The organism is Paenibacillus endoradicis, assembly GCF_024721975.1.
In genome coordinates this window covers 47,245-71,285 of sequence record NZ_JANQBB010000010.1, presented here as the reverse complement: position 1 = coordinate 71,285, position 24,041 = coordinate 47,245, and the positions used below count along the sequence as shown (strand labels likewise).

The window sequence follows — 24,041 nt, the reverse complement described above, 5'->3', positions numbered from 1 at the left end:
TTCTTTTTAAGGGATTTTAAAATGAAAAAACTACTAAACAATAATGTTTAGTAGTTTTTTCATTTATATGATGTTGGTATAATTATTTACTTCGAGACTCCGCATTAACTTTACCGATCTTGAGTCCAAGCTTCGTTAGCAGATTAATGACGGGTCTTCTTGATTTATCCACGATGCCGATAACTTCTGCGCCAATTTGTAAGAAGAAGATAACTAAACATACTACAGCGAATGTAATCCAGTTCGCACCGTTGAATTTGATAACAGCTGATTGAATAATTGCCATAGCGCCAAAGATTGCTGCAATCCCCCATATCATCAGTACCGTTCTACGATGGCTGAAGCCAAGGTCTTGCAAACGGTGATGTAGATGACCTTTGTCAGGTGCGAAGATTGGCTTTTTGTTCACTAATCGACGAATAATGGCGAAAAATGTATCAGATAGCGGTACACCGATAATAAGCAACGGAATGACAAATGATACAAGTGTAATTTGTTTAAAGGAAATCAAAGATAACAACGCTAAGCAGTAGCCTAGAAACAGTGACCCTGAGTCGCCCATAAAAATTTTGGCTGGATGAAAATTATATTTCATAAATCCTATAATACCACCGAGTAACAATGTACTCATAAGAATAACAGGCTGGAAGCCCATAATAATTGCCATAATAAGAATAGTACTAATTGCGATACCGGAAACACCAGCGGCTAGACCATCTAGACCATCAATAAGATTAATGGCATTGGTTACGCCTACGATCCAAAGAATTGTTACGGGAATACCGATCCATTCCTTCAGTTGCTGCATGTTCTCTCCGAACGGCAAGCTAACAAAGCTAATATGAATATCGAATCCAAATACAACAACACATGCTGCAATAATCTGAAATACAAGTTTAAGTTTCGCGGATAGTTCAAAGCGATCATCAAGTGCACCTGTTACGATAATAATTGTGCCTCCAACTAGCATCGCTTTCACAAGATTAGAATCTTTCGGTAGCCATGTACCTTCAGGAATTAATGCGAATACACAGAAAAATGCTCCGACAAACGCAAGATAGATAGCAAGACCACCCATTCGCGGCATGATTCTTGTATGAACTTTACGATGATTCGGTTTATCAATTGCGCCGACCATAAATGCAAACTTTTTAACCAACGGCGTTAATACCAAGGCTATTACAAGTGCAATTACGAAACCAACCGCATACACTGCTCCAATTGGCATAATAATAATTCTCCCCCTCTGTACGTACAAGCGGAAATAGATGATTGCGATGTGCTTATCATTCACAAGTAGCCATCAACTTATCCAAGGTCTTGATGCCAGTTCTTTATATATAAGGCACCAAACAGAATTATACTCCCCACTAAGGTAAATTACTACTATCGATTTCGTGCAAATTTACATAAATTTGATTGAAAAACAATCGTTTCCTACTTATTTTGTTACATTATCGCGGTTTCGCATCACTTTAATCATAAATTTAGGAATAACCATCATTCTTGGTAAACGTTTCGGTTCTTGCAATAATCGGAATAACCATTCAAGTTTTGATTTTTGCATCCATTTCGGCGCACGCTTCAATTGACCTGAAATAACGTCAAAACTACCGCCGACGCCCATAATAAGGGGAACGCCTAGTTGCTTCCTATACTTCACAATCCAAGGTTCTTGTGTTTCGGCACCTCTAGCTACAAAGAGCAAATGTGGCTGCAACTCTGCTATTTCTGCTACAACTTCAGCATCATGCTCAGCAGTAAAGTAACCATTTCGATAACCCACTACTCTCACTTGAGGATATTGCAATTGAAGCATGTTGGCAGCAGATTCAATAACTTCTTGACTCGTACCTAGTAAATACACTTTCCAATGATGCTTCTCACCTTTAGCCATCAGCTCATGAATAAGTTCAATACCCGTAACCCGCTCTTCAATTGGATTACCACCTTGCTTTGCTGCCCATAGGATACCAGCACCATCAGGCACAATAAGATCTGCTTTGAACATCATTTCTTTGTACTGAGGTTTTTCTAGAGCTGTCATGACCATAATTGGATTTGCTGTAATTACATGGGTTTGAATATTGGATTCAATACGTTCAGTTACATGTTCAACCGTTTCTTGCATGCTCATTTTGGAAAACGGAATACCAAAGATCGGAATTTTCGGTACAGGTTTCGTCATGAGGATCATCACCTCGATATATTTTGACGCAAAAATTGGATCAATTGTTGCGCTGGTTTCTGAGATTGTTCAATAAGTTGTGAAATATAAGGTTCTTTGTCCGTTTTCCACTTATCTTTGCCATCTAATAATTGCATGACCTTCGTAGTAAATTGATCCGCATTCAATTGTTCTGTCGATCCAATTGCCTCTGAACCGATTCGCTCTAGAAATTGATCAATTTTTGGATCATAGCTTAGACCAATCAAAGGTATGCGTTGATTAGCCGCATAGATTAATGCATGAAGTCGCATACCGAACAAGACATCACACTGTGAAACGGCTAATAGCATCTGCTGTGGGTCGTCTTCGACATCAGCGATTTCTAACGTACTTGCCTTATTAAGGTGCGGTACGATGAGATTGTGGACATAACGAGACGCTTCCACATCATCGGGCGTATGAAACGGTAAGAAGCGAATATGAACATCACGTTCATTCATTAATTTAAGTAAAGCTGCTGCAATTGAATCCAGCTCTTGGCGATCACTACGCCAGAAACGAACAGAAACGCCAATAACAGGCTTGTCTTGCTCCATTGCCTTCCAAGCTGTTTGTCGATCAGGAAGTGGCATACCCATCACTGGATCGGGAACTACGTCGATTGGCTGTTTAACTACGCCAACATTACGCAATAACCGTGCAGATTGTTCATCTCTAACTGAAATGTAGCTACTTTTCTTCATCGCTGAGGAAATTAATGGGAACATTGCTCGAGAATTAACCGGCCCTAATCCTTGTGCATAGATAAAGGTTGGTTTGCCTAACCACTGGGCAAGTTTAATGACTCCAGTATAATACGGAATAGTCTTCTTGCCCGTTGCATCTTGTAATAAACTTCCTCCACCACTTATAAGGGCGTCTGCTGACTTCAATGCTTTCCATAAAGAAGCAGGATGCATCCGTGGCATAGACTCTACACCATACATGGCAGTTGTCAAAGCAGAATCATTACTTAGCACGATAGGCACAATGGTTACGTTCGCGCGTTTACCTTGTTCTTTCAAGGCAAGTAGGATAGAACGAAGCACCGCTTCGTCCCCACTATTGCGAAAACCGTAATAACCTGAAATTACAATTCTAAACGTTGTCGAATTGGAGGCCATACCCATTTACGCCAAACCCCTTCCAATACAATCCAAATGCCGATAAGTATTAAGCCGAAGATGATACCCACACCAAGTCCTAATCCCGTACGAATGACAGAAATTAATAATGGAGAATGAATATGTGTAAATGTACTTACCATCGTCAACTGACCTAGTGTCCCTATAATAATAAGTAACCAAGCAGAACGATAACGAAGGGCAAGGAATAGACCTAATAACATCGGTGGATGTCCAATCATAAATTCTTTGAAGCGTGGACGTACTCCAACGGTTGATTCTAACCAGCGACGAACGATTAATTCTATTGCTGGTACTTGTCCACTATTACCAGTACGGCTTAAGTAGTATAACCCTATAGCAGCTAACACAAGCGCAATTACAATCCACAGCAAAGTAATTGGCTTTACAAGAATATTCCATAGACGCGAAAGCACACCTTTAGCGCCATTGCCTTGATATAAGAACACATAAATCGCAACTAGAACAATTGGACCAATATGAAGCGCACTTACCCCGCGGAATTGTTCAATGACTAGACGATACGTAATGTTATGCAATAGTCCAAATACGAGTGGAACAGAACATAGCGTAATGCATGTCCCAACAACGAACCAGTTCAGAGCAAGCCCTAAGCGACGTGTAGCAGCAATATCAGGGAAAATCCATTTATGTTGCTCTAAGCTACCATCATGAATCGGAGTTGTGCCACCCAGAGTCCATTCGTTGCCACCAACCATACGACGCTCTCCGATAGTGCGAGCATAGATACGATTCATGATCCAAATGACTCCTAGTGTCGGTCCACTTATCGCTGCGCCTAATGCCAACCCCTGCTCTAGCAGCGAGCTATTCAGCACGTACAAACCAGCAGAACCGATCAGACCTAGCAAGAATACGATAAGCTGACTACCTGGAATAAATGTAGAAATTAGTAATGTAATAATCGCAATTGCTCCAAGTACAACGATCATACGTAAATATTTAACCCAAGCCGGATTTTCATACGTAAATGCTTTTGCAATTCCTGAAGTGTACCCTTCAGCATTTAATTGTGCGATTACTCCTTCTTCACCTGCAAGTTCATTAACAAGTTTCTCAACAGAGCTTTCAAGCACACCTGTGTTACCATTTGATTTAATACCAACATTCAGGAAGAATATACGAATATTACGATCTTTAGCTGCAAGTAAGAAACGATCTGTCATTCCTTCAGCGGTCATTGTAAAGCTATCGTCAGGAGATAAAGAATATACACGAACGATATTATAATTAGTTCCATATGCAAGCTTATCTAAGCCTTCTTGTGGTGCTTTCAAGTTTTCGATAATACTTACACCGATATTATATTTTTCAAGAAGTGCAGCATATTGAGTCAAGCTTTTCAATTCAGCTTGATCCGTAGCACCTTTTACTTTAGTACCGTCGAAAATAATACGCGTAACGCCATGTTCATTGAGACGAGCAAGTTGTTCAGCACCCCAATTCACATCAAATGGCTGAATACGGTCAGAAAAACGTGCTACGATATTGAATCCCATACTAATTAATTTGTCTATTGTCATAGGATCAAAATCTAATGTTTTTAATGTAGCAGCATTAACTGCTTCATCAATAATCAGACCTGACTTACCTTTGTATTCATACTCCGTAACATTGACACCTTGACGTTCAAATTCACGTTTAATGATTGGTGAAATTTCCGTAGCTGCTTGCTCACTACTGAACAGAACGTAAGTATGGTTAACATTAGTGTCGAGCACTTCGCCCTTCAAAGTTGCCATTTCTTTCTCAGAGTAGTACACCAAACGTCCTGATTGCATCAAGTCTTTTAAAGAACTTTCATATAAGGACATAGAGTTTACGCCAGCTGCTTTCAAACTAGCGAGCTGCTCGTCCATATATTTCGTAAAGTCCAATTGATAATTCGCAATTTCCTCTAAGTCTCGATAATCAAATACATACTCTACGGTGTCTGAGGAATGTTCCATCTCTACACGTATAAAGCCTAATGGAATAGCTGCAATAACACCTATTAATGTAATTACCCATAAACAAAGCTTAGCTTGTCTATTAAAACGCTGCCATAGTGTGCGCACAAAAGCCCTCTCTTTCTGCGGAAACCATCATTGAGCAAAACATAGTATTGCCACCCGTAATTTAAGTAAGGTGGCAACCTGAATATATGTCCTATACTATAAAATGCTACATTGACGTCATCTTTATTAAAAATAATGTTAATTAGTTTCTGTTCAGGTTGTTCTCATGTCTGAACCTAGCAATGTGTACGATTCGAGTACACGGGCGGTCATTGTCATGTTCGTCTCCGAGTAAGCCACAACGCGTTACATCGTGATCACGGATGGACGATTTGAACGGTCCTTTTTCCAATGAAAGTTCAAATCGTTCGCACGTCAGCACCAAGAAAGTGACGGGAAGCTAGGAAACGAGACACGGAGCGTACGTCTTGGGTACGTGAGTATCACAGGCTTCCGATGAACGTCATTTTCGATGCCGACTAAGCTATAACGCGCGTTACATCGTGATCACGGGCGCACGATTTGAACATCCTCTCCTATAGGGAGTCTACTCTTTGCATTACCGCTGCCGATACTCTCCCCTGCTTGTTAACTGCATCTTCTTCGGAAGAACCTTTCACAGCGAAGTACACTTTAATTTTCGGTTCAGTACCAGATGGGCGTAGGCAGAACCAAGAACCGTCTGCAAGCATATATTTCAATACATTTTCAGGACGTAATCCTTGAATACCTTTGGAGTAGTCAAGAACTTCTGTAACAGTAACACCTGCGATCTCCACAGGGGGTTGCTCGCGGAAGCTATTCATAATAGCAGCTATTTGCTGTACGCCATCGATCCCTTTCAATGTACGTGATTGTTGTGTTTCAAGATAGTAACCAAATTGTTGGTATAGTTCTTGTAGCACATCATACAATGTTTTTCCTTGAGTACTGTAATAAGCCGCAGCTTCACAAATCAACATTGAAGCAACAATAGCATCTTTATCACGTGCATAAGTACCTGTTAAGTAACCATAACTTTCTTCATATCCGAATAAGAATGTTTTCTCGCCTGACGCTGCATAAGCAGACATTTTCTCGCCAATATATTTGAAACCAGTAAGAGTGTTCTCGACTGAAGCACCATAATGCTTAGCCACAACTTCGCCCATCTCACTTGTCACGATTGTTTTGATAACAACACCATTATCAGGTAATTGACCACGTTGTTGTAATTGACCTAACAAATAATGAATCATTAATGCCCCAGATTGGTTACCTGTAAGTACAACATATTCACCTTCGTTGTTTTTCACAACCGCGCCCATACGGTCTGCATCAGGGTCAGTACCAACGATAACATCAGCGCCTACTTTTCGAGCAAGCTCTATTGCAAGTGTAAATGCTTCTTTCTCTTCTGGATTCGGAGATTTAACAGTACTGAAATAACCATCAGGTTGCTCTTGCTGCTCTACAACGTATACTTTTTCAAAACCTGCAGCTGCTAATACATCACGCACTGGCTGATTACCCGCACCATGAAGGGGTGTAAATACTACTTTGAAATTTTTACCTAGATCGCCTTGAAGTAGCTCTTGATTCACACTTTGTGCTACAACAGTTTCAACGTAGGAGTTATCGATTGTCTCATCAAGCCATACTAAAAGATTAGCTTCTTCAGCTTCTTTTTGGTTCATACGCTTAATTTCATCGAAGCTTTCAATACGTGCAATTGCCGCAATGACCTTTTCTGCATCCTCAGGAATTAACTGACATCCATCAGCGCCATATGCCTTATAACCATTATATTCAGGAGGATTATGACTTGCCGTTACAACTACACCAGTACTTGCCTGTAACTCACGAACTGCATAAGACAATTGAGGAGTAGCACGAAGTGAAGTGAATAAATATGTGCGAATTCCATTAGCCGCCAAAACAAGTGCAGCATCAAGTGCAAATTGTGGGGAGTTATTACGTGAATCATGTGCAATAACTGCTGATGGTGACTGTACGTTCGACTCTAATAACCAGTTGGCTAGTCCTTGAGTAGCTTTACCGACTGTATATGCATTAAGACGATTCGTACCTGCACCCATAACACCACGTAAACCACCTGTACCGAATTCAAGATCACGATAAAAACGATCTAAAATCTCACCGTCTTGACCTGAAAGTTCTTGTAGCTCTTGTTTTGTAGCTGCATCAATATTACTATCATTCAGCCATGACTCATATTTGTTCAAAACTTCTTCATTCAACAATTGTCCCATTACCAATAACCTCTTTCTATACTGTAGTTCTTCTATTTCTTATTTGCATCGGATAGCGCAAACATCAATTCGCCTTCTGCAACTACCTTACCATCTACTTTAGCAGTTCCTTTACCTTTACCAATTGTGCCCTTAAGTCTTGTGATTTCCACTTCAAGAGTAAGTGTATCTCCAGGTGTAACTTGACCACGGAAACGGAATCCGTCAATACCAGCGAAGAAACCTAACTTACCAGCATTACCTTCTACCGTAAGCATAGCAACCGTACCTACTTGTGCTAATGCTTCAACTATTAATACTCCCGGCATAACTGGATAGCCTGGGAAGTGTCCTACGAAGTAGGGTTCGTTCATCGTAACGTTTTTTATACCTACAGCACGCTGCCCTGGTACTACCTCAATCATTCGATCTACAAGTAAAAAAGGTGGGCGGTGTGGTATAACATTCATAATTTCATTGATATCCATCATAGTATATATTACCCCTTCCAATATTATCATTACGTATAAAAGTGTATCGTTATTCCTATACTAATACTATCCTACATTGTCCTGCAGGTAATGAAGGTTGAGATAAGAGATTTACTTTTTAGAATAACATTCTAAAGGGTAAGTCTCTTTGTAGATTAATACACTTGTCTTCAACTATTATAGACTACCTCATGGAAAATGAAAACAAATCCAAAACCTTCTAGTCCCATTTACGCAAAAAGAATCAGTCAGCTATAGCTGACTGATTCTTTTTGCGTAAACCATCTATTCTATCGAAGATTTGAACATCCATATTACAATGAAAGTTCATGAACTTCCTCTAAGAGTCGGCGAAGACTAGATCCCACATATGCTTCCACGTACTCCACTGCAATATTTCACCCTTAGGTTGGCCACCTACAACAACATAGCCAATGTACAATCCGACCAATAACATCACGATCATAATAATCGGAGCGATACATTTACGTAGTATCCAAAATGTCGAGCTCGCCCACCACGGTATTTTTTTAGTGGAAACTTCTTTTTTCACTTCAACTACATCTTCTTCTTTAGCACTTCGTCCGGCGGATTTATGCTTGTCTGAGCGAGAAAGCAACATACTTCTTTCCGTATCATCGATCGTTGTATGAACATCTAAGTTTGAGGACTGCTCTTTGCTTTTCCGATCTTCTACTTCATGTCCGCTTTCTTTCATTGTACAATCACCTTCGTTCTATATGTTACGAGCGTAAGTTATTAGCTAATTGCATCATCGTATCACTAGAACTTAAAGCTCTTGCAGCTAACTGATAAGCACGCTGTACTCTAACTAAATCTGTCATTTGTGTAGCCATGTCAACATTAGATTGCTCTAAGTAACCTTGACGAATAGCTATTTTGTTATCACCATTAGGAATAATTCTAGCAACAACTTGATCAACATTCAAGCCCGCAGATACAGCGTATAAGTTATCTGAAATAGCTGTCATTGCATCAGGTCTAACTGCTTTTACCATATTTATAGAACCTACTGTAATTGTACCACTATTGTTAACAGCAAGTACTGTTCCGTCCGACTGAACTTGCATTTCGTATCCATTAGGAATAATAATCGGTCCAGATGAACCATCCGCTAATGTTCCTGAAACAGGATAACCTTCACTAGTAGTAAGCACACCTTGACCTGCTGCATTCATACTAATCTGGAATGACCCATCTCGTGTATATGCTTTTGTTCCAGAATCATTAACAATAACTTCAAATAATGCATCGCCTTCAATGGCCATATCCGTCAATACACCGGTCTGATTCAATGAACCTTGAGTGAAATCCGTTGCAATTCCAGTTACGCGTGAGCCCCATCCTTGAGTGAAACCTAGTGGAGATAAGCGTCCATCAAGACCAAAACCTTCAGGCTGTGCTTTTGTAGTCGTTAATAGATCATTAAACACAGCTGATTTCGATTTGTAACCTACTGTGCCTACGTTTGCAACGTTATCAGAAATCGTATTGATTTTATTTTGATAGGCATTCATGGAATTGATAGCATTTACCATTGAGCTATTCATTATAATTCACACCTCACTAGATCATCCAATTTATCGAATATCATTCGATTCTTCCAATTTCATTCGCTGTTTTTTGCAATGTTTGATCGAAATATTGAACCATCTTTTGATTTGCCTCATACGCACGAGCTGCTGCCATTAAATCAACGGACGCTTGTGTCATATCCACATTAGAAAGTTCAATATAACCTTGTCTTACTTCAACTTGAGCATTATCAGCAATTGCTTCAGCGGTTCCTTCAACTAATTTGAAGGTTCCATCACCTTCACGCACTAAACCGTTAGGATTATCTATTTGAGAGATTAAGAGCTGAATGCCCGTATCTTCACCTTTTGATGTAACAAGACGACGATCAGCAGTTAATGTAAGATCATTGATGCTTACTCCTGCAGGTAATACGATTGGCTCATTATTCGTATTAAGTACACGATCGCCATTATTCGTAAGCAGGTTCCCTTGACTGTCTACAGAGAATTGACCACCTCTAGTATACTTCACTTCTCCAGAAACATTCTGAACCGTGAAGTATGCTTGCGGTTGAAACACAACTTCACCATCTTGAGAGATAGCTTTCCCTGATTGATCAAAGTTCAATCCGTCTACTAAAATATTTGAAATAATAGCAAAATCGTTCGCATTATTCGTCTGTGTTATATCACCTTGCGAATGATACGTTAAACTTTCTTCCCCAAATACAGCACCAGTCCATGTACCAATGGTTTTGTTACCTGTACTTTCTACACCTGTCATCTGTAATAACATTTCGTTAAATGAACGAAGTGCAGTTGTATTCTGTTTATATCCAGCTGTTTCTATATTAGATATATTATTTGTAACGGTATCGTGACGTCGCTGCTGACTAATTAAGCCTGATGCAGCGGAATAGAGCCCTCTAAGCATATTGCTCCTCCTCATCATCTCATAATTCTATTATATCATTATCGGATAAAGAAGACGTAATGTGAATAGTGCGTTGCGTTCAAATTGTTCGCTTATCTGATCTACAAATTACAATGAAGGTTCAATTGTTCGCTTGTCAGCACCAAGAAAATGACATGAAGCTAGGGAAGCGAAGCGCGAAGCGTACGTTATTGGTACGTGAGCACTGGAGCAACCGATGGACGTCATCTTCGATGCCGACTATGCTACAGCGCGTTACCGCGTGATCACAAGCGGACAATTTGAATTACTACACGAATAAGCGCTTCAGCACGTCCCCCTATGACGTCTTACCCGCGCTTACTCGTCTCATCACTTGTATTAACGTCTGAGCTTGTCCAGATTATCTAATAGAATGCCTGTACCTTTAACAACACAGTGCATCGGATTCTCTGCGATTAATACAGGAACTTTTAATTGGTCAGCAAGTAAGGAATCAAATCCACCTAATAGCGCACCGCCACCAGTAAGAATAACACCACGATCAATAATATCCGCAGATAATTCTGGAGGAGTTTGTTCTAGAACGTATTTTGCTGCAGACACAATGGACATAACTGGATCCCAAAGCGCTTCACGCACTTCGTTGGAATGGATCGTAATCGTTTGCGGTAACCCAGTTACCATATCGCGACCACGAATATCCATTTCTTCATTTGAAGAGTTTAGTAGTACTGTACCTATACGAATTTTAATATCTTCGCTAGTTCTTTCACCGATAAGTAACTTGTACTTGTTCTTTATGAATTTCATAATAGATTCGTCGAACTTGTCACCCGCTACTTTAATAGAAGACGCTGTAACAATGTCACCCATAGATAGTACTGCTACATCTGTTGTACCGCCACCGATGTCCACCACCATGTTGCCGCTAGGCTGGAAGATATCCATTCCAGCCCCTATTGCGGCAGCTTTTGGTTCTTCTTCTAAATATACTTCTTTTGCACCACTACGTTCAGCGGCCTCACGAATAGCCTTCTGTTCAACAGAAGTAATATTCGTAGGTGCGCAGATCAAAATACGCGGACGTGAGTACCAAGTACGTCCATCAACACGATGAATAAATTCTTTTAGCATAATTTCTGTAATGTCAAAATCAGCGATTACACCGTCACGTAATGGACGAATCGCAATAATATTACCAGGAGTACGCCCTACCATACGATGTGCGTCTTCTCCAACTGCTAGCACTTTTTTTGTATCACTTTCAATAGCTACTACAGAAGGTTCGTCAAGCACAACACCCTTGCCCTTTACATGAATCGATACGTTTGCCGTACCTAGGTCAATACCAATATCCTTACTAAACATCAGGCTCTAGTCCTCCAACGAATAATGTATTCATTACTTAGCGCATCTCCACTAACCGGAAATAACCGTTAACTAACATTATTCGCCAAAATGACAGAAAATCCTCTCTTTGAAAAAAGAAATTATATTGGTATTTCTTTCACACTCATAGGCAACACTACGAAATCACTTCGTATTGCCTGCTGTAAGCACCTCCCGCTTCTTAGGAGTACTCTTTTTATACTTGATTTTTGTCGCTTCCCCGCCTCGTAAATGGCGTATTGACTTGTGATATTCGAGAATATGCTTCACTTGATCTGCTAGCTCAGGGTTAATTTCTGGCAATCGCTCCGTCAAATCCTTATGCACTGTACTTTTGGAAACTCCGAATTCTTTGGCGATCGTTCGTACCGTTTGTTTCGTTTCCACAAGACAACGGCCTATTTTAATCGTTCGCTCCTTGATGTAATCGTGCACGCTCCCGCCTCCCTACTCGTATTAAGTTTGGTACATTATATGAGTGGGGCGGGCAGATATTCTTTATGTATCTTTTTACGAACGTTATAAAGTTGTTTTTTCTAACGAAAACATCTTTTTTTTGATGAAAATGACACTCACATTATGCGAAATTTTTATCGATTATGACTGTTTAAAAATAAATAAAGGTACCCCTCCAAAATGGATGAAGTACCTTTATCAAATATCTTTATTTTACGATGTAGTCGTTAGGATTGACGTTAGCGCCATTCAGACGAGCTTCAAAGTGTAGATGGTTACCAAGATCACGTTCAACATCACTGCGACCAGCTTTTGCAATAATTGTACCTTGAGTAACTTCATCTCCTTCTTTCACCGTTACTTCAGATAAACTTTGATATACAGTTATAAATCCGTTACCATGGCTGATTTCTACTTGGTGTCCGTTAATAGGATTTGATTCTACCAAAGTTACTGTACCTGCTAATGCTGCTTGTACATCAAAAGCTTTGCCTTCTGGATCAGAGAAGTCGATACCCATATGTGCAGCGAACGTTGTACCTACTTGAATTAATGCAGCTTCACGCTCTGTTGCTGTTGCTTGTGCATCATAGTATGGAATGTCTACTTGGAAATCACTGACGTTAGCAACAGGCCACTGCATATCTTCACCAGTCGCTGCAATTTCTTCTGTTGCATCTAGAGGATCCTCTGCAATAACTTCGCTGTCAGTACCTTCTACTCCTTCAGTTACCTCTGTACCTGTTGTAGGCTTATCTGTATTAACATCCTGGTACACCCACAGTAAGGTAACGATAATTGCTGCAGTGATCATGAACAATGCTGGAGAAAACCATTTTTTCGATAGCAGCTTTTTGAATCCTGAACCCGACTTTGCAACATTAGAACCTCTCTTTTCATTTTTAAGAGATTCATCTGTTGATTTTGATTTTTGATTATATTCACTCATTAATATCACCTCAATAGCCATTGTTACCAATCTGACTATCTTTATACGTGATATATACTATTTTTTAATAGTTTTTTACAAGCTTTGAAGCTTGTTCGATATGAACACCTTTATAATAGTAAGTAACAATATCCTTTGCTAGATATCCTTCTTGAGCCATTCCGTTCGCTCCCCATTGACTCATACCAACGCCATGACCGTAACCATACGTCGTAAACGTAATCGTCTGAGCCTTATTATCCTTTGTCCAAGTAAAGTGAGTAGATGCTAATCCTAGTAACTCACGAAGTTGTTTCCCTTCAAAAGTTTGTCCATTAATTGATAAGTTAGCAATGCGCTTACTATCAGTATGCACCACATCTGATATATTGAGCTTATCATTATTATTTTCTGATAGACCAAGCAATTGATATAGTTGCTCATAACTTAAGGCTACTTCCTGCTCGTAACTAGGTGAAATAGATTGATCCCATTTGCTCTCTACACTTTGAAGATATTCGATATCGTAACCCCAATAATCTTCAGCTGCTTCTGTATATCCATTACTAGTAGAGAAAAATACAGCTTCGATTGGTTCTTGTTTATATACTAGAATTTGATCCTTTGTTTCTTCTAATGCATGTTCAAATTTTTCAAGTGTCTTCTTATTACTTTTATCTTCTTGATAGGATAACATTCGCTCATTACTCCAATAGACTTGATGTTGCTGTGTATCTGTAACAATATATTGTTCTCCACTTGGTTCGTGTTGCTCCATATTAGATGAATTCATCATCCGACGTACAATATAAGTTCGTACTGCCAACATTTGAGCTTTAATCGCTTCTGTTTCAAATGAGTTTGGTACTTCTGCTAATGTTACTTGTAACACATATTGTTCTAATGGTACTCGTTCAACGATTTGTTTGTCAGTAAGTAATACTGTAATCACCGGTTGATCTTCGTCATTCTGATTACCCACTATCTCCTTGCTTTCCTCATTATCACTGGAGCTCGTGTTCTTACTTCCGAAGCTTGTTGTTTGATCCTGTTCATGCTGTAGCCCCATTGCCATTCCATAGTTCCATATGTCGTATTTATCCCGTGATGATGTACTTGATTGCTCGGATGAGGGTTCATTCAATGTAGAATGCTGTGCTAATGCTGGCATCTCAACCGTTACAGCTCTATCAGTGTCTAGCTGCTTAGATGGCTCTGTTGATCGTACTATCAGCATACTAGCTACTAATACACTGCATAAGACTAATAGAATGGACATCATTGATCTTCTACTAATTTTCGTAATAGGCTTACTATGCCCATTTTTCAAACGATCCACTTTCCTCTCTGCCTAGTTTCTCTCATCTTTCATGCTATAGCCTATGAATAGAATTGATAGATTAGAATAGTAATGAGAAAAATAGAAGATTAAAGATCCTTCATATTAGAAGTAGTTTAAGCGGTAGATCAAAAGAATCAGTCGTGATTACGAGGTATTGCTACTCACCTTTTTCGACGGCGAATATAGCATTCATCGGAAGCCTTCGGTGCTCACGTACACAATACGTACGCTCCGCTCCTCGTTTCCTAGCTTCATGCTATCTTCTTGGTACTGACGACCAATTTTTTGATCTTTCATTTGAGAGGTAGATCAATATAATGATCGTGATTACGAGGTATTGCTACGCACCTTTTTTCTGCACGCTAAAAAGGGTGAATGTTTTACTCGTATCATCTAATAGATACGAATAAAATATTCACCCTTGAATAATTATTATCACATTATGCCATAAGTTCTTGTACAATTGAGTAACGTTTCTTCTCTTTCACTGGTGAAGACAATACTTCATCTTCAGCCTCTACACGCTCAATATGCGCACCAAGAGAAGCAAGTTTTCCGGTGATATCAACATAACCACGATCCACATGATGAAGACCTGTTAACACAGTCTCGCCCTCAGCACGTAGTGCAGCACATAATAAAGCAGCTCCCGCACGTAAGTCTGTTGCGCAGACTTTTGCTCCTTTAAGCGGCGTATTACCTGTTACTATCGCTGATCTACCGTCAACTTTAATTGTTGCAGACATCTTTTGAAATTCTTCTACATGCATGAAACGGTTTTCAAATACCGTCTCTGTAATGACACTTGTACCCTCTGAAATTAACAATAGTGCCATCATCTGTGATTGCATATCTGTAGGGAATCCAGGATGGGGTAATGTTTTCACATCAACCGATTTTAATTTCTTAGGAGCACAAACATGAATACCAGCATCACTGCTCGTAATTTTTACACCCATCTCTTCTAACTTAGAGATTACTGGAGCTAGATGATCAGCTATTGCACCTTCAACCATTACATCTCCGCCTGTGATCGCGGCTGCAATCATATAAGTACCCGCTTCAATACGATCAGGTATAACCTGATGATGAGCACCTTTCAGAGACTGCACACCTTCTATGCGAATGATGCCTGTTCCAGCACCACGAACTTTACCGCCCATAGCATTAATGTAATTAGCCAAATCAACAATTTCTGGTTCACGTGCAGCATTCTCAATAACCGTTGTACCATTAGCTAATGATGCTGCCATAATAATATTCTCAGTTGCACCTACGCTAGCTACATCCAAATAAATTTTAGCACCATGTAGCCCATTAGGACAAGTTGCCTCAATAGCACCATGTTCCAAATTAATAATAGCACCCATAGCTTCAAAGCCTTTTAAGTGTTGTTCGATAGGTCTAGAACCAATTGCACAACCACCTGGCAGTGAAATCTTAACTCTGCCGACTCTTGCTAATAATGGACCCATCACCAGAAACGACGCACGCATCTTACGAATAAGTTCATAAGGCGCTTCTGTGGATGTAATTTGAGGAACAGAGATGCGCATTGTTTCCTGATTATATTGTTTTTTAGCACCTAGTGACGCTAATACCTCTTGAATCGTCATAACATCATCAAGAGCGGGCACATCAGTTATTACACTTTCGCCTTCAGTCGCTAACAACGAGGCCGCAAGAATAGGAAGTACCGCGTTCTTTGCACCACTTACGCGCACATTTCCCATTAATCGTTGACCTCCGCGGACGATAATCTTTGCCATCTTGCGTCCCTCCGCGAATCATAATTTTCGGATAAATATTCCATGGAATCCCATATTTGTTGACAAATATACACCCATCAATCTTCATCTTAACATCATTAGCGACTAATCGACAAGGAGAATTTTTTAATGTGAATATCTTGTCAAATTTGTTCGCAATTTGTATATAAAGGAGTTCCATGTATTCCATTAAAAGTGCATAAGTCCGCTTATCTCCTGCTAAAAAGGCGATATGAAGCTAGGAAACAAATACCAACATATACGTTTTGAGTAAATGAGGAACTAAAATCGAATGATTAAAAATTCCTCATATATGTATATCAAGTGTTTGCATCTTCGCATGTACTTATTCTATAAATTGTTGGAGCATTGTGGAGTATCCCCAATACTGAAGAATAAAGCTGCCTAATAAATATCCAATGACGATAGCAATGACAACTTGTAACATCCGTGATTTTATACTTGTATGTTTTTTCAATATTTTATCCCAGCGAACTTCTGACATAAGAATCCAAACGAAAATAATGCTCAATATTATGAGCGTTATAGAAAATAATCCTTCTACCCCTGTAGTCATAATAATACCTCTTTCTAGAAATGAAACTAAGTTATTACGCGAAACACAATGCGATGAGAACGATACAACTGCATAATAATATGATGCTATTGTTGCGAGATATCAAAGTCGTAATCCCATTAGAATGCGATTCCATATGAGCGGATACTTGCTTCGTATCACTAACGATATATATTGCACATAGCCATTCCAGCCATACTTTTGTCATCATAAGATGAACCAATATCCATACTGTCATCAATCCATAATTGCCCTGCGTAATCCAATCACTAATGGCAGTAAACTTTAATTGAACTACTGAAGTAAACGGTAATGCCATCCAGTTCACAATAAGTATTAACATCATAAATGCTAATCGAGGATCACGATAATATAAGCCATTCCATGACGAAATCGTATTACCTTTAAGCGATTGGCTAAAGCTACGAGCTGCTAATATCGTTGCTGCTAGTAACACTGCATACACGACCACGTAAAGTACAAGGTCTAACCAATATATTGTAATTCCCGTCTTGGATCGCGAAGCTATAATAACAAATAATGCCAGTAATTGAAATAATGACTGCCAATACAATATAGCATCCATACGATTATGTTTACGACTAGCTATTCCGATCGCAAGCATCATAAGCAATGCAAACACGATAATAGTATTGAATGGTTCTCCGGTTTCTGTCCATAGCGAAGTAATCAAACCCATATCCCATTGAACATCATCTATAATATGTTTCCACATGGAATAAACGTTATGCAATTCTAATTCCATCATATCAACGATAACAATTGGATAGCATCCAAGTAATATAATAATAGATAACAGTACGATATTGGGAATCGCTTCAGTAAAACGCATATCTTTAAGATGCTGAGTCGAGATATCTGTTTGTCCTCGTTGTAACGTATATAATAGTCTTACTGCAACTAACATACTGCATATGATACCAAGCGTTATTAAGACACTAATCCAACGACTAGAAGGGAATGTTAAAATCACTACATGGACTGTACCTAAGAAATGTGAAAATCCAGGAATACCTACCCAAGCTAACATTGCAACAACTAAGCTACCGCCGAGAAAAGGTAGATTGCGCAATGTACCACTTAATGCTTGAATCAGATCGGTACCTGTTCGTTCGATAATTGTTGCTAGTAAGAAGCATAGTAACGCACTTATCGCCATGAAAGATAATAAGTGTACCAAAGATATAGTTAATCCTTGTTCGGACAATGTGAGCATAAGGATTCCGATAAGTGATAATTGCCCCCAAGCTCCATAAACAAGCCAACCTCTAAGCTGTTGTTGCTTCCAAAGCAACATACTCGAGAATATAAACTGTATACTTAATACCCATATTAGACCTTCACTAAGTGATGCTAACAAATCAAAGAAATATATAATACCAATTCGATAAAGTACATACCACCCTGAAATAGATATGGTTCCACAATAAAGCATCAGTACAACCATATGACTTTTCTGAAATAGCTCCTTGAACCAATGATGTACCCCTATCATCGGAGTCATACAAAATAGTCCAATTAGAAATAATACAAAGGCGGTTTGCCTTATCTGTTGCTGCTGGGGTTGTTCATCCAACAGTTGCTCCTGCACCATATAACTAGCTTCATTCGTTAAAGACAATTGGTATCCCGCATTACTATCATCATCGCGTAAAGTGGTAAGAAGTAAGCTGCTGAGCAGCAAAAAGACACAGGCCACTAACTGCCATATAGCAAATTTCCTAGCAACAACGATACTGCCATCTTGTCCCCATATACCAATAAGAAAGAGCATAATGATCGTAATGATGGCTATGACACCAATAAGTAACAATCCATCTCTAGCCATAAAAAGTGTATATACAAAGCTTTCAATTAGCATAATCAGTCCATAGAATAGCTTTTGACGCTTCTTAATGTAGACTCCAGCAAATGCCGTAAGCATAAGAATGATTGTAGAGAACAACATCAGCCATAACGTTACCGCATCTACCCCTACCATAAATTGTACAAGTATTGATTTATGCTGATTAGGCAGAATAGATAGATTATCAAGTGACATCGTAAATAACTCTATTGAACGATTACGTGATATTTCATATATTAATAATAAGATCATAATTATTGGCAGTGACAAAATGAAGATTGATATCCGACGAATAATTCGTAAAGAAAAATGACGTAGCAACATAAGTACGATAACCCCTATGATCGGAATAACAATTAAACTTATTAGATTCAGTTGAACCAGTGTTATCCCCTCCCAATAAGTGTATATAGTACTGTAAAGATACTAACAATAATAATCATCCAAACTGTAGAACGGATCAATGTAGTATTAGCCGACATATGACTTATTCTTCGTATTGGATACAGTAACCAAACGGTAAATAATTGGTATAAGATATGTTCTAGCGACACAAACCATTGTACCGTATATGAACTGAGTTGAATGGCTCGATCTCTTATGTTATTGGCAATTTTATAAACAGTTTCTTCTATAGTAAGGAAGCGTTTTTCTACTGATTCATTCATTCGTTCACTATATAACCAACCTACAGCTACTCCTATACTTATAAATATCATGCTCATTAGTATAGGTACTATTTGTATTTCCATTTCGTTGTGTTGTCCAAATAGCCAATAATGAATGGCCCCATTTTTTAATAACCAGAACAAACCAAAGAAAACTAGCATAATCGCTGGGACAATAATTGCTAATACTACATACAAAGATAGTTGAGTTGTCGAAGTAATTGGTTGTTTAGATTGCTGTTTAGCCTGCTTCCAATATCGCATAAAAAACACAGTTGAACTTAATGAAGAACTTAATAATACGAATAAAGATGGTACGAACCAGATCGTATTTTCAGTATATATTGAAGTAACTAACCATTGTTGTAACCAATACCCGCTTAGTGGTGGAGCACCTACCAATGTTATGACCGCAATCATGAACGCTCCAAAAATGATAATACTATTATGTCGTAACATAGTTGTATATATGATAATGATTGCAAGTAGCCATATCGTTAGTTGTACTACCATAAATCCATACGCTTCATGCCCATAAGCAAATAACAATAACCCAATATTCATCTGAACATAATAAGACCCTTCATTGTTGCGATGAACTAATAAACGGATTGTACACCACACTACGAATAATAATCCGACCCATGCACATAACGTAACAATAATTGGTGACGAGGTAACGAGTTCAGAAAAAGATATAAGTGTATATATAGGGACAATAATAAATCCTAATGTAGTAATAAGTAATTGAAGCAACGGTGGTTGGTATCGACCTAATTTCAACCAATTTAAATATGGGAATGCCCCTATTAGAAAAATTACATTAGCTAGAATGGAAAGTGCTAACCAAAAAAGCATCGCTTCTGTGAACTGCTCAGATTGGCCACCAAATACATTTTGCAGCATCGTAAACTGTAATGATTTATCAGGCATATACCAGTACAACACGACAATTACGACTAATAGCGCAGTATGTGCAACAATCTGCGATAGTACGTAGCGCCATATTAACTTCTGATTACAATCAAAACTAGTATGAGCAAGCATTAGATATACGCTTACACTGACAAGTATGGAACATATGTAGAAACTTAATATACTATCAGATAATAGTAATCCACTTACAGCGAACATTAATAAGCTCATATAGGCATATATAGATGATCCAACTATTTGTACTTTCTTTTGTAACATAATGATATGTATAAGGAAGTATACTCCTGATACTAGTGTCAGCAACCATGAAGTAAGATTCGTTATTTCATACCCTACCGTATAATAGACATCACCAATAATAAGCCAATCTAGATGAAAACTATAGTCTAATGTATGTGGCTGCAATCTCTCAATAAGTACAATAACAGATAAAGCAAATGCGAGCATAGCAAATATCGCATTAATAAAGGCACCGCCCTGTTTTAAGCTTTTGCCTATCGTAATAATGGTTATAAAAGAAACAATATATATAATAGGAAGAAGCCATACCTCTTGCGAAAACATTGCCAACTTGTCTCACCTCGATTGAATTACAGTCACTACATATTTTACTATACTTCACTAATAACTAGCTACCTATTACCTTAAATACTCCATAATAACAAAAAAAGATTGTCCATATCGGAAGTTCCGAAAGGACAATCTTTTTTCTTATTTAATAATATGTTTTGTATGCAAACGGTTCATCGCACGTTGCAACGCTAACTCTGCTCTACGGAAATCAATTTCATCATTTCTAGAAAGTGCTAAACGCTGCTCTGCACGTTGCTTCGCTGCTTCTGCACGTTCGATATTAATATCTTCGGCAATTTCAGCACTTTCAGCAAGAATAACTACTTTATCTTTACGAACTTCAACAAAGCCACCATTGACTGCGATCTCGTCTACACCGCCATTACGCTTTATAACTACAGGAGCAATTTTTAATGGAGTAACAAGTGGAATATGATTAGGCATAATACCTAATTGACCTTCAATACCTGTTACCGTCACCAAAGTTGCTTCTTTCGCATAAACTTTACGTTCAGGCGTTACGATTTCAACTAGAAACGTACTCATGTGGATTCCTCCCGCCCTTCGCTATACTAGCGTTTTGGCTTTCTCCACGGCTTCTTCAATAACACCTACATAACGGAATGCTTCCTCAGGTAGGTCATCATGTCTGCCTTCGAGAATTTCTTTAAAGCTACGAACTGATTCTTTAACTGGAACGTATTTACCAGCAAGACCAGTAAACGGTTCAGCAACATGGAATGGTTGAGATAAGAACAATTGAATTTTACGCGCACGCGATACAATCAATTTTTGCTCATCAGAAAGCTCATCCATACCAAGGATAGCAATAATATCTTGAAGCTCTTTATAGCTTTGAAGAATTTTCTTCACGCCTTGAGCTACGTTGTAATGTTCAGCACCTAGAATTTCAGGGCTTAGAATACGAGAAGATGATGCAAGCGGATCTACCGCTGGGAAAATACCCATCTCGGAGATTTTACGCTCAAGGTTAGTTGTTGCATCAAGATGGGCAAACGTCGTTGCAGGAGCCGGATCCGTATAGTCATCGGCAGGTACGTAGATCGCTTGGATTGATGTAACAGAACCTTTTTTCGTAGAAGTAATACGTTCTTGCAATTGACCCATTTCAGTCGCAAGTGTTGGTTGGTAACCTACCGCAGATGGCATACGACCAAGTAGCGCAGATACTTCAGAACCAGCTTGTGTAAAGCGGAAGATATTATCGATGAATAGAAGTACGTCTTTACCTTCATTATCACGGAAATACTCAGCCATAGTAAGACCTGTCAAGGCAACACGAAGACGTGCACCTGGAGGCTCATTCATCTGACCGAATACCATCGCAGTTTTTGCAAGTACGCCGGAATCCTTCATCTCATGGTACAAGTCATTACCCTCACGAGTACGCTCACCTACACCTGCGAATACGGAAATACCACCATGCTCTTGTGCTATGTTATTGATAAGCTCTTGGATTGTTACAGTTTTACCTACGCCGGCACCACCGAACAATCCAATTTTACCACCTTTAGAATAAGGAGCTAGCAAATCGATAACTTTAATACCTGTTTCAAGAATTTCTGATTGTGTAGACAATTCATCAAATTTAGGTGCTTGACGGTGAATCGGAAGACTTACTTTCGATACAACATCGCCAGCTTCGTCAATTGGTTGACCTAGTACGTTAAATACACGTCCTAGAGTAGCAGTACCAACAGGTACTGTAATAGCTGCTCCAGTGTCAACAGCTTCCATACCACGAACTAGACCGTCAGTAGTACTCATCGCTACTGCACGAACTAGGTTATCGCCTAGGTGAACGGCAACTTCAAGTGTAAGATTAATAGCTACACTACCAGCCTCTGCCTTATGATTGATTGTAACAGCATTCATAATTTGTGGCAGATGACCGCGTTCAAACTCTAAATCGACGACCGGACCCATGACGGATACAACGCGTCCCTTTTTCATTGCTTTCCCTCCTGGTTCCTCATATATGAACTTAAGATTGTGCGTTAGCTCCTGCAACAATTTCAGTTATTTCTTGCGTGATTGCCGCTTGACGCGCACGGTTATACGTTAATGTCAATTGGTTAATCATCTTCGTTGCATTTTTCGTTGCACTTCCCATTGCCGTCATACGAGCACCAAATTCACTAGCTTTACCGTCTAGTACAGCACTGTATATAAGTGTTTCTGCATACTTCGGAAGAAGAATTTCAAGAACTCCTTCAGCAGATGGCTCATATTCGTATGAAGAAACTGGTGTATTCCCATCTGTAACATTTTCCAATGGTAATAAACGAGTTTCTGTTGGGATTTGAGTTAGTGCATTAACGAATTCATTGTAACAAATGTAAAGTTCGTCATAAGCACCTTCTGAGAACTTATTAACTGCTGTAGCCGCTATAGATTTTACATCGCCAAATGAAGGGGAATCAGACAAGCCGATTACTTCTTCAAGAATTGGCATTTGTCTACGACGGAAGTAGTCTCGGCCTTTTCGTCCGATGACGAAAATGACATACTCTTCAGAAGACTTATGCTTTTCTTTAATTGTTTGCGTTACTTTACGTAAGAGGTTGGCATTGTAACCACCAGCCAAACCACGGTCGGAAGTAATAACAAGATATCCCGTCTTTTTGATAGGACGTGACTCTAGCATAGGGTGACGAACACCTTTCGTGCCAGCAGCGATATTGTTAACAACTTCTAACAACTTGTCAGCATATGGTCTAGAAGCTACTGCAGCCTCTTGAGCTCTTCTAAGCTTAGATGCAGCAACCATTTCCATTGCCTTCGTGATTTGTCTTGTACTTTGCTTACCTTTAATCTCACGTTTTATCTCACGCATGCCTTTTGCCATTTCGTTTCACCCGCCTTCGTTTGCTCGGTGCTTAAGCCAAGCTTGGTAAGGGGTCTACACCTAGCAAGCTAAGTGTAGACAACTATATATGTTACGCATATATAGCATATATCTCGAAC

General features: G+C 39.2%; 20 protein-coding genes. All 20 read right to left on the bottom strand.

Annotated elements, in window-relative coordinates; genetic code table 11:
• Positions 1-82: 82 nt before the first annotated feature.
• The 20 genes from NV377_RS24405 to atpG all read right to left on the bottom strand — a co-directional run bounded on the left by NV377_RS24405 (position 83) and on the right by atpG (position 23,922).
• Complete coding sequence (locus NV377_RS24405; RefSeq protein ID WP_258203438.1) at positions 83-1,228, bottom strand: glycosyltransferase family 4 protein; 1,146 nt, start codon at positions 1,226-1,228, stop codon at positions 83-85.
• Between the two features lie 213 nt (positions 1,229-1,441).
• A complete protein-coding gene (locus NV377_RS24400; RefSeq protein ID WP_258203437.1) occupies positions 1,442-2,188 on the bottom strand; it encodes a WecB/TagA/CpsF family glycosyltransferase in 747 nt (248 codons plus the stop codon).
• Positions 2,189-2,196: 8 nt separating this feature from the next.
• Positions 2,197-3,339, bottom strand: coding sequence for a polysaccharide pyruvyl transferase CsaB (gene csaB, locus NV377_RS24395; RefSeq protein WP_373425851.1), 1,143 nt, complete (start codon positions 3,337-3,339; stop codon positions 2,197-2,199).
• Positions 3,300-5,432: a DUF5693 family protein gene (locus NV377_RS24390; RefSeq protein ID WP_258203436.1), complete on the bottom strand. Its 2,133-nt coding sequence runs from the start codon at positions 5,430-5,432 to the stop codon at positions 3,300-3,302. Before NV377_RS24390 ends, csaB begins: the two co-directional genes overlap by 40 nt.
• Before the next feature lie 476 nt (positions 5,433-5,908).
• Positions 5,909-7,624 carry a phospho-sugar mutase gene (locus NV377_RS24385; protein ID WP_258203435.1) on the bottom strand — a complete coding sequence of 572 codons (1,716 nt, stop codon included), beginning with the start codon at positions 7,622-7,624 and terminating at the stop codon, positions 5,909-5,911.
• 32 nt (positions 7,625-7,656) lie between these two features.
• Entirely contained in the window at positions 7,657-8,094 is a 438-nt protein-coding gene (gene fabZ, locus NV377_RS24380) for a 3-hydroxyacyl-ACP dehydratase FabZ (protein ID WP_258203434.1), read from the bottom strand.
• A 340-nt stretch (positions 8,095-8,434) separates the two neighbouring features.
• Complete coding sequence (locus NV377_RS24375; protein ID WP_258203433.1) at positions 8,435-8,812, bottom strand: DNA-directed RNA polymerase subunit beta; 378 nt, start codon at positions 8,810-8,812, stop codon at positions 8,435-8,437.
• A gap of 25 nt (positions 8,813-8,837) precedes the next feature.
• Positions 8,838-9,665 carry a flagellar hook-basal body protein gene (locus NV377_RS24370; protein WP_258203432.1) on the bottom strand — a complete coding sequence of 276 codons (828 nt, stop codon included), beginning with the start codon at positions 9,663-9,665 and terminating at the stop codon, positions 8,838-8,840.
• Positions 9,666-9,705: 40 nt separating this feature from the next.
• Positions 9,706-10,566 (bottom strand): flagellar hook-basal body protein, encoded by an 861-nt coding sequence (locus NV377_RS24365; protein WP_258203431.1) that lies wholly within the window; start codon positions 10,564-10,566, stop codon positions 9,706-9,708.
• A gap of 360 nt (positions 10,567-10,926) precedes the next feature.
• Complete coding sequence (mreB, locus tag NV377_RS24360; protein ID WP_258203430.1) at positions 10,927-11,916, bottom strand: rod shape-determining protein MreB; 990 nt, start codon at positions 11,914-11,916, stop codon at positions 10,927-10,929.
• Positions 11,917-12,081: 165 nt separating this feature from the next.
• Positions 12,082-12,372 (bottom strand): sporulation transcriptional regulator SpoIIID, encoded by a 291-nt coding sequence (gene spoIIID, locus NV377_RS24355; protein ID WP_258203429.1) that lies wholly within the window; start codon positions 12,370-12,372, stop codon positions 12,082-12,084.
• 229 nt (positions 12,373-12,601) lie between these two features.
• Positions 12,602-13,342 carry a M23 family metallopeptidase gene (locus NV377_RS24350; RefSeq protein ID WP_258203428.1) on the bottom strand — a complete coding sequence of 247 codons (741 nt, stop codon included), beginning with the start codon at positions 13,340-13,342 and terminating at the stop codon, positions 12,602-12,604.
• Between the two features lie 64 nt (positions 13,343-13,406).
• Positions 13,407-14,660 (bottom strand): stage II sporulation protein D, encoded by a 1,254-nt coding sequence (spoIID, locus tag NV377_RS24345; protein ID WP_258203427.1) that lies wholly within the window; start codon positions 14,658-14,660, stop codon positions 13,407-13,409.
• Positions 14,661-15,103: 443 nt separating this feature from the next.
• Entirely contained in the window at positions 15,104-16,432 is a 1,329-nt protein-coding gene (gene murA / locus NV377_RS24340; protein WP_258203426.1) for a UDP-N-acetylglucosamine 1-carboxyvinyltransferase, read from the bottom strand.
• A gap of 346 nt (positions 16,433-16,778) precedes the next feature.
• The gene (locus NV377_RS24335; RefSeq protein ID WP_258203425.1) at positions 16,779-17,009 is read right to left on the bottom strand and encodes a DUF1146 family protein; all 231 of its coding nucleotides are present in this window, start codon (positions 17,007-17,009) and stop codon (positions 16,779-16,781) included.
• A 34-nt stretch (positions 17,010-17,043) separates the two neighbouring features.
• Positions 17,044-19,200, bottom strand: a complete 2,157-nt coding sequence (locus tag NV377_RS24330; protein WP_258203424.1) for a proton-conducting transporter transmembrane domain-containing protein — start codon at positions 19,198-19,200, stop codon at positions 17,044-17,046.
• Between the two features lie 62 nt (positions 19,201-19,262).
• A complete protein-coding gene (locus NV377_RS24325; RefSeq protein WP_258203423.1) occupies positions 19,263-21,050 on the bottom strand; it encodes a hypothetical protein in 1,788 nt (595 codons plus the stop codon).
• Positions 21,051-21,191: 141 nt separating this feature from the next.
• Positions 21,192-21,599 (bottom strand): F0F1 ATP synthase subunit epsilon, encoded by a 408-nt coding sequence (locus tag NV377_RS24320; RefSeq protein WP_258203422.1) that lies wholly within the window; start codon positions 21,597-21,599, stop codon positions 21,192-21,194.
• A 21-nt stretch (positions 21,600-21,620) separates the two neighbouring features.
• Complete coding sequence (gene atpD, locus NV377_RS24315; protein WP_258203421.1) at positions 21,621-23,027, bottom strand: F0F1 ATP synthase subunit beta; 1,407 nt, start codon at positions 23,025-23,027, stop codon at positions 21,621-21,623.
• 31 nt (positions 23,028-23,058) lie between these two features.
• Positions 23,059-23,922 carry an ATP synthase F1 subunit gamma gene (gene atpG / locus NV377_RS24310; RefSeq protein WP_258203420.1) on the bottom strand — a complete coding sequence of 288 codons (864 nt, stop codon included), beginning with the start codon at positions 23,920-23,922 and terminating at the stop codon, positions 23,059-23,061.
• Between the last annotated feature and the right edge of the window lie 119 nt (positions 23,923-24,041).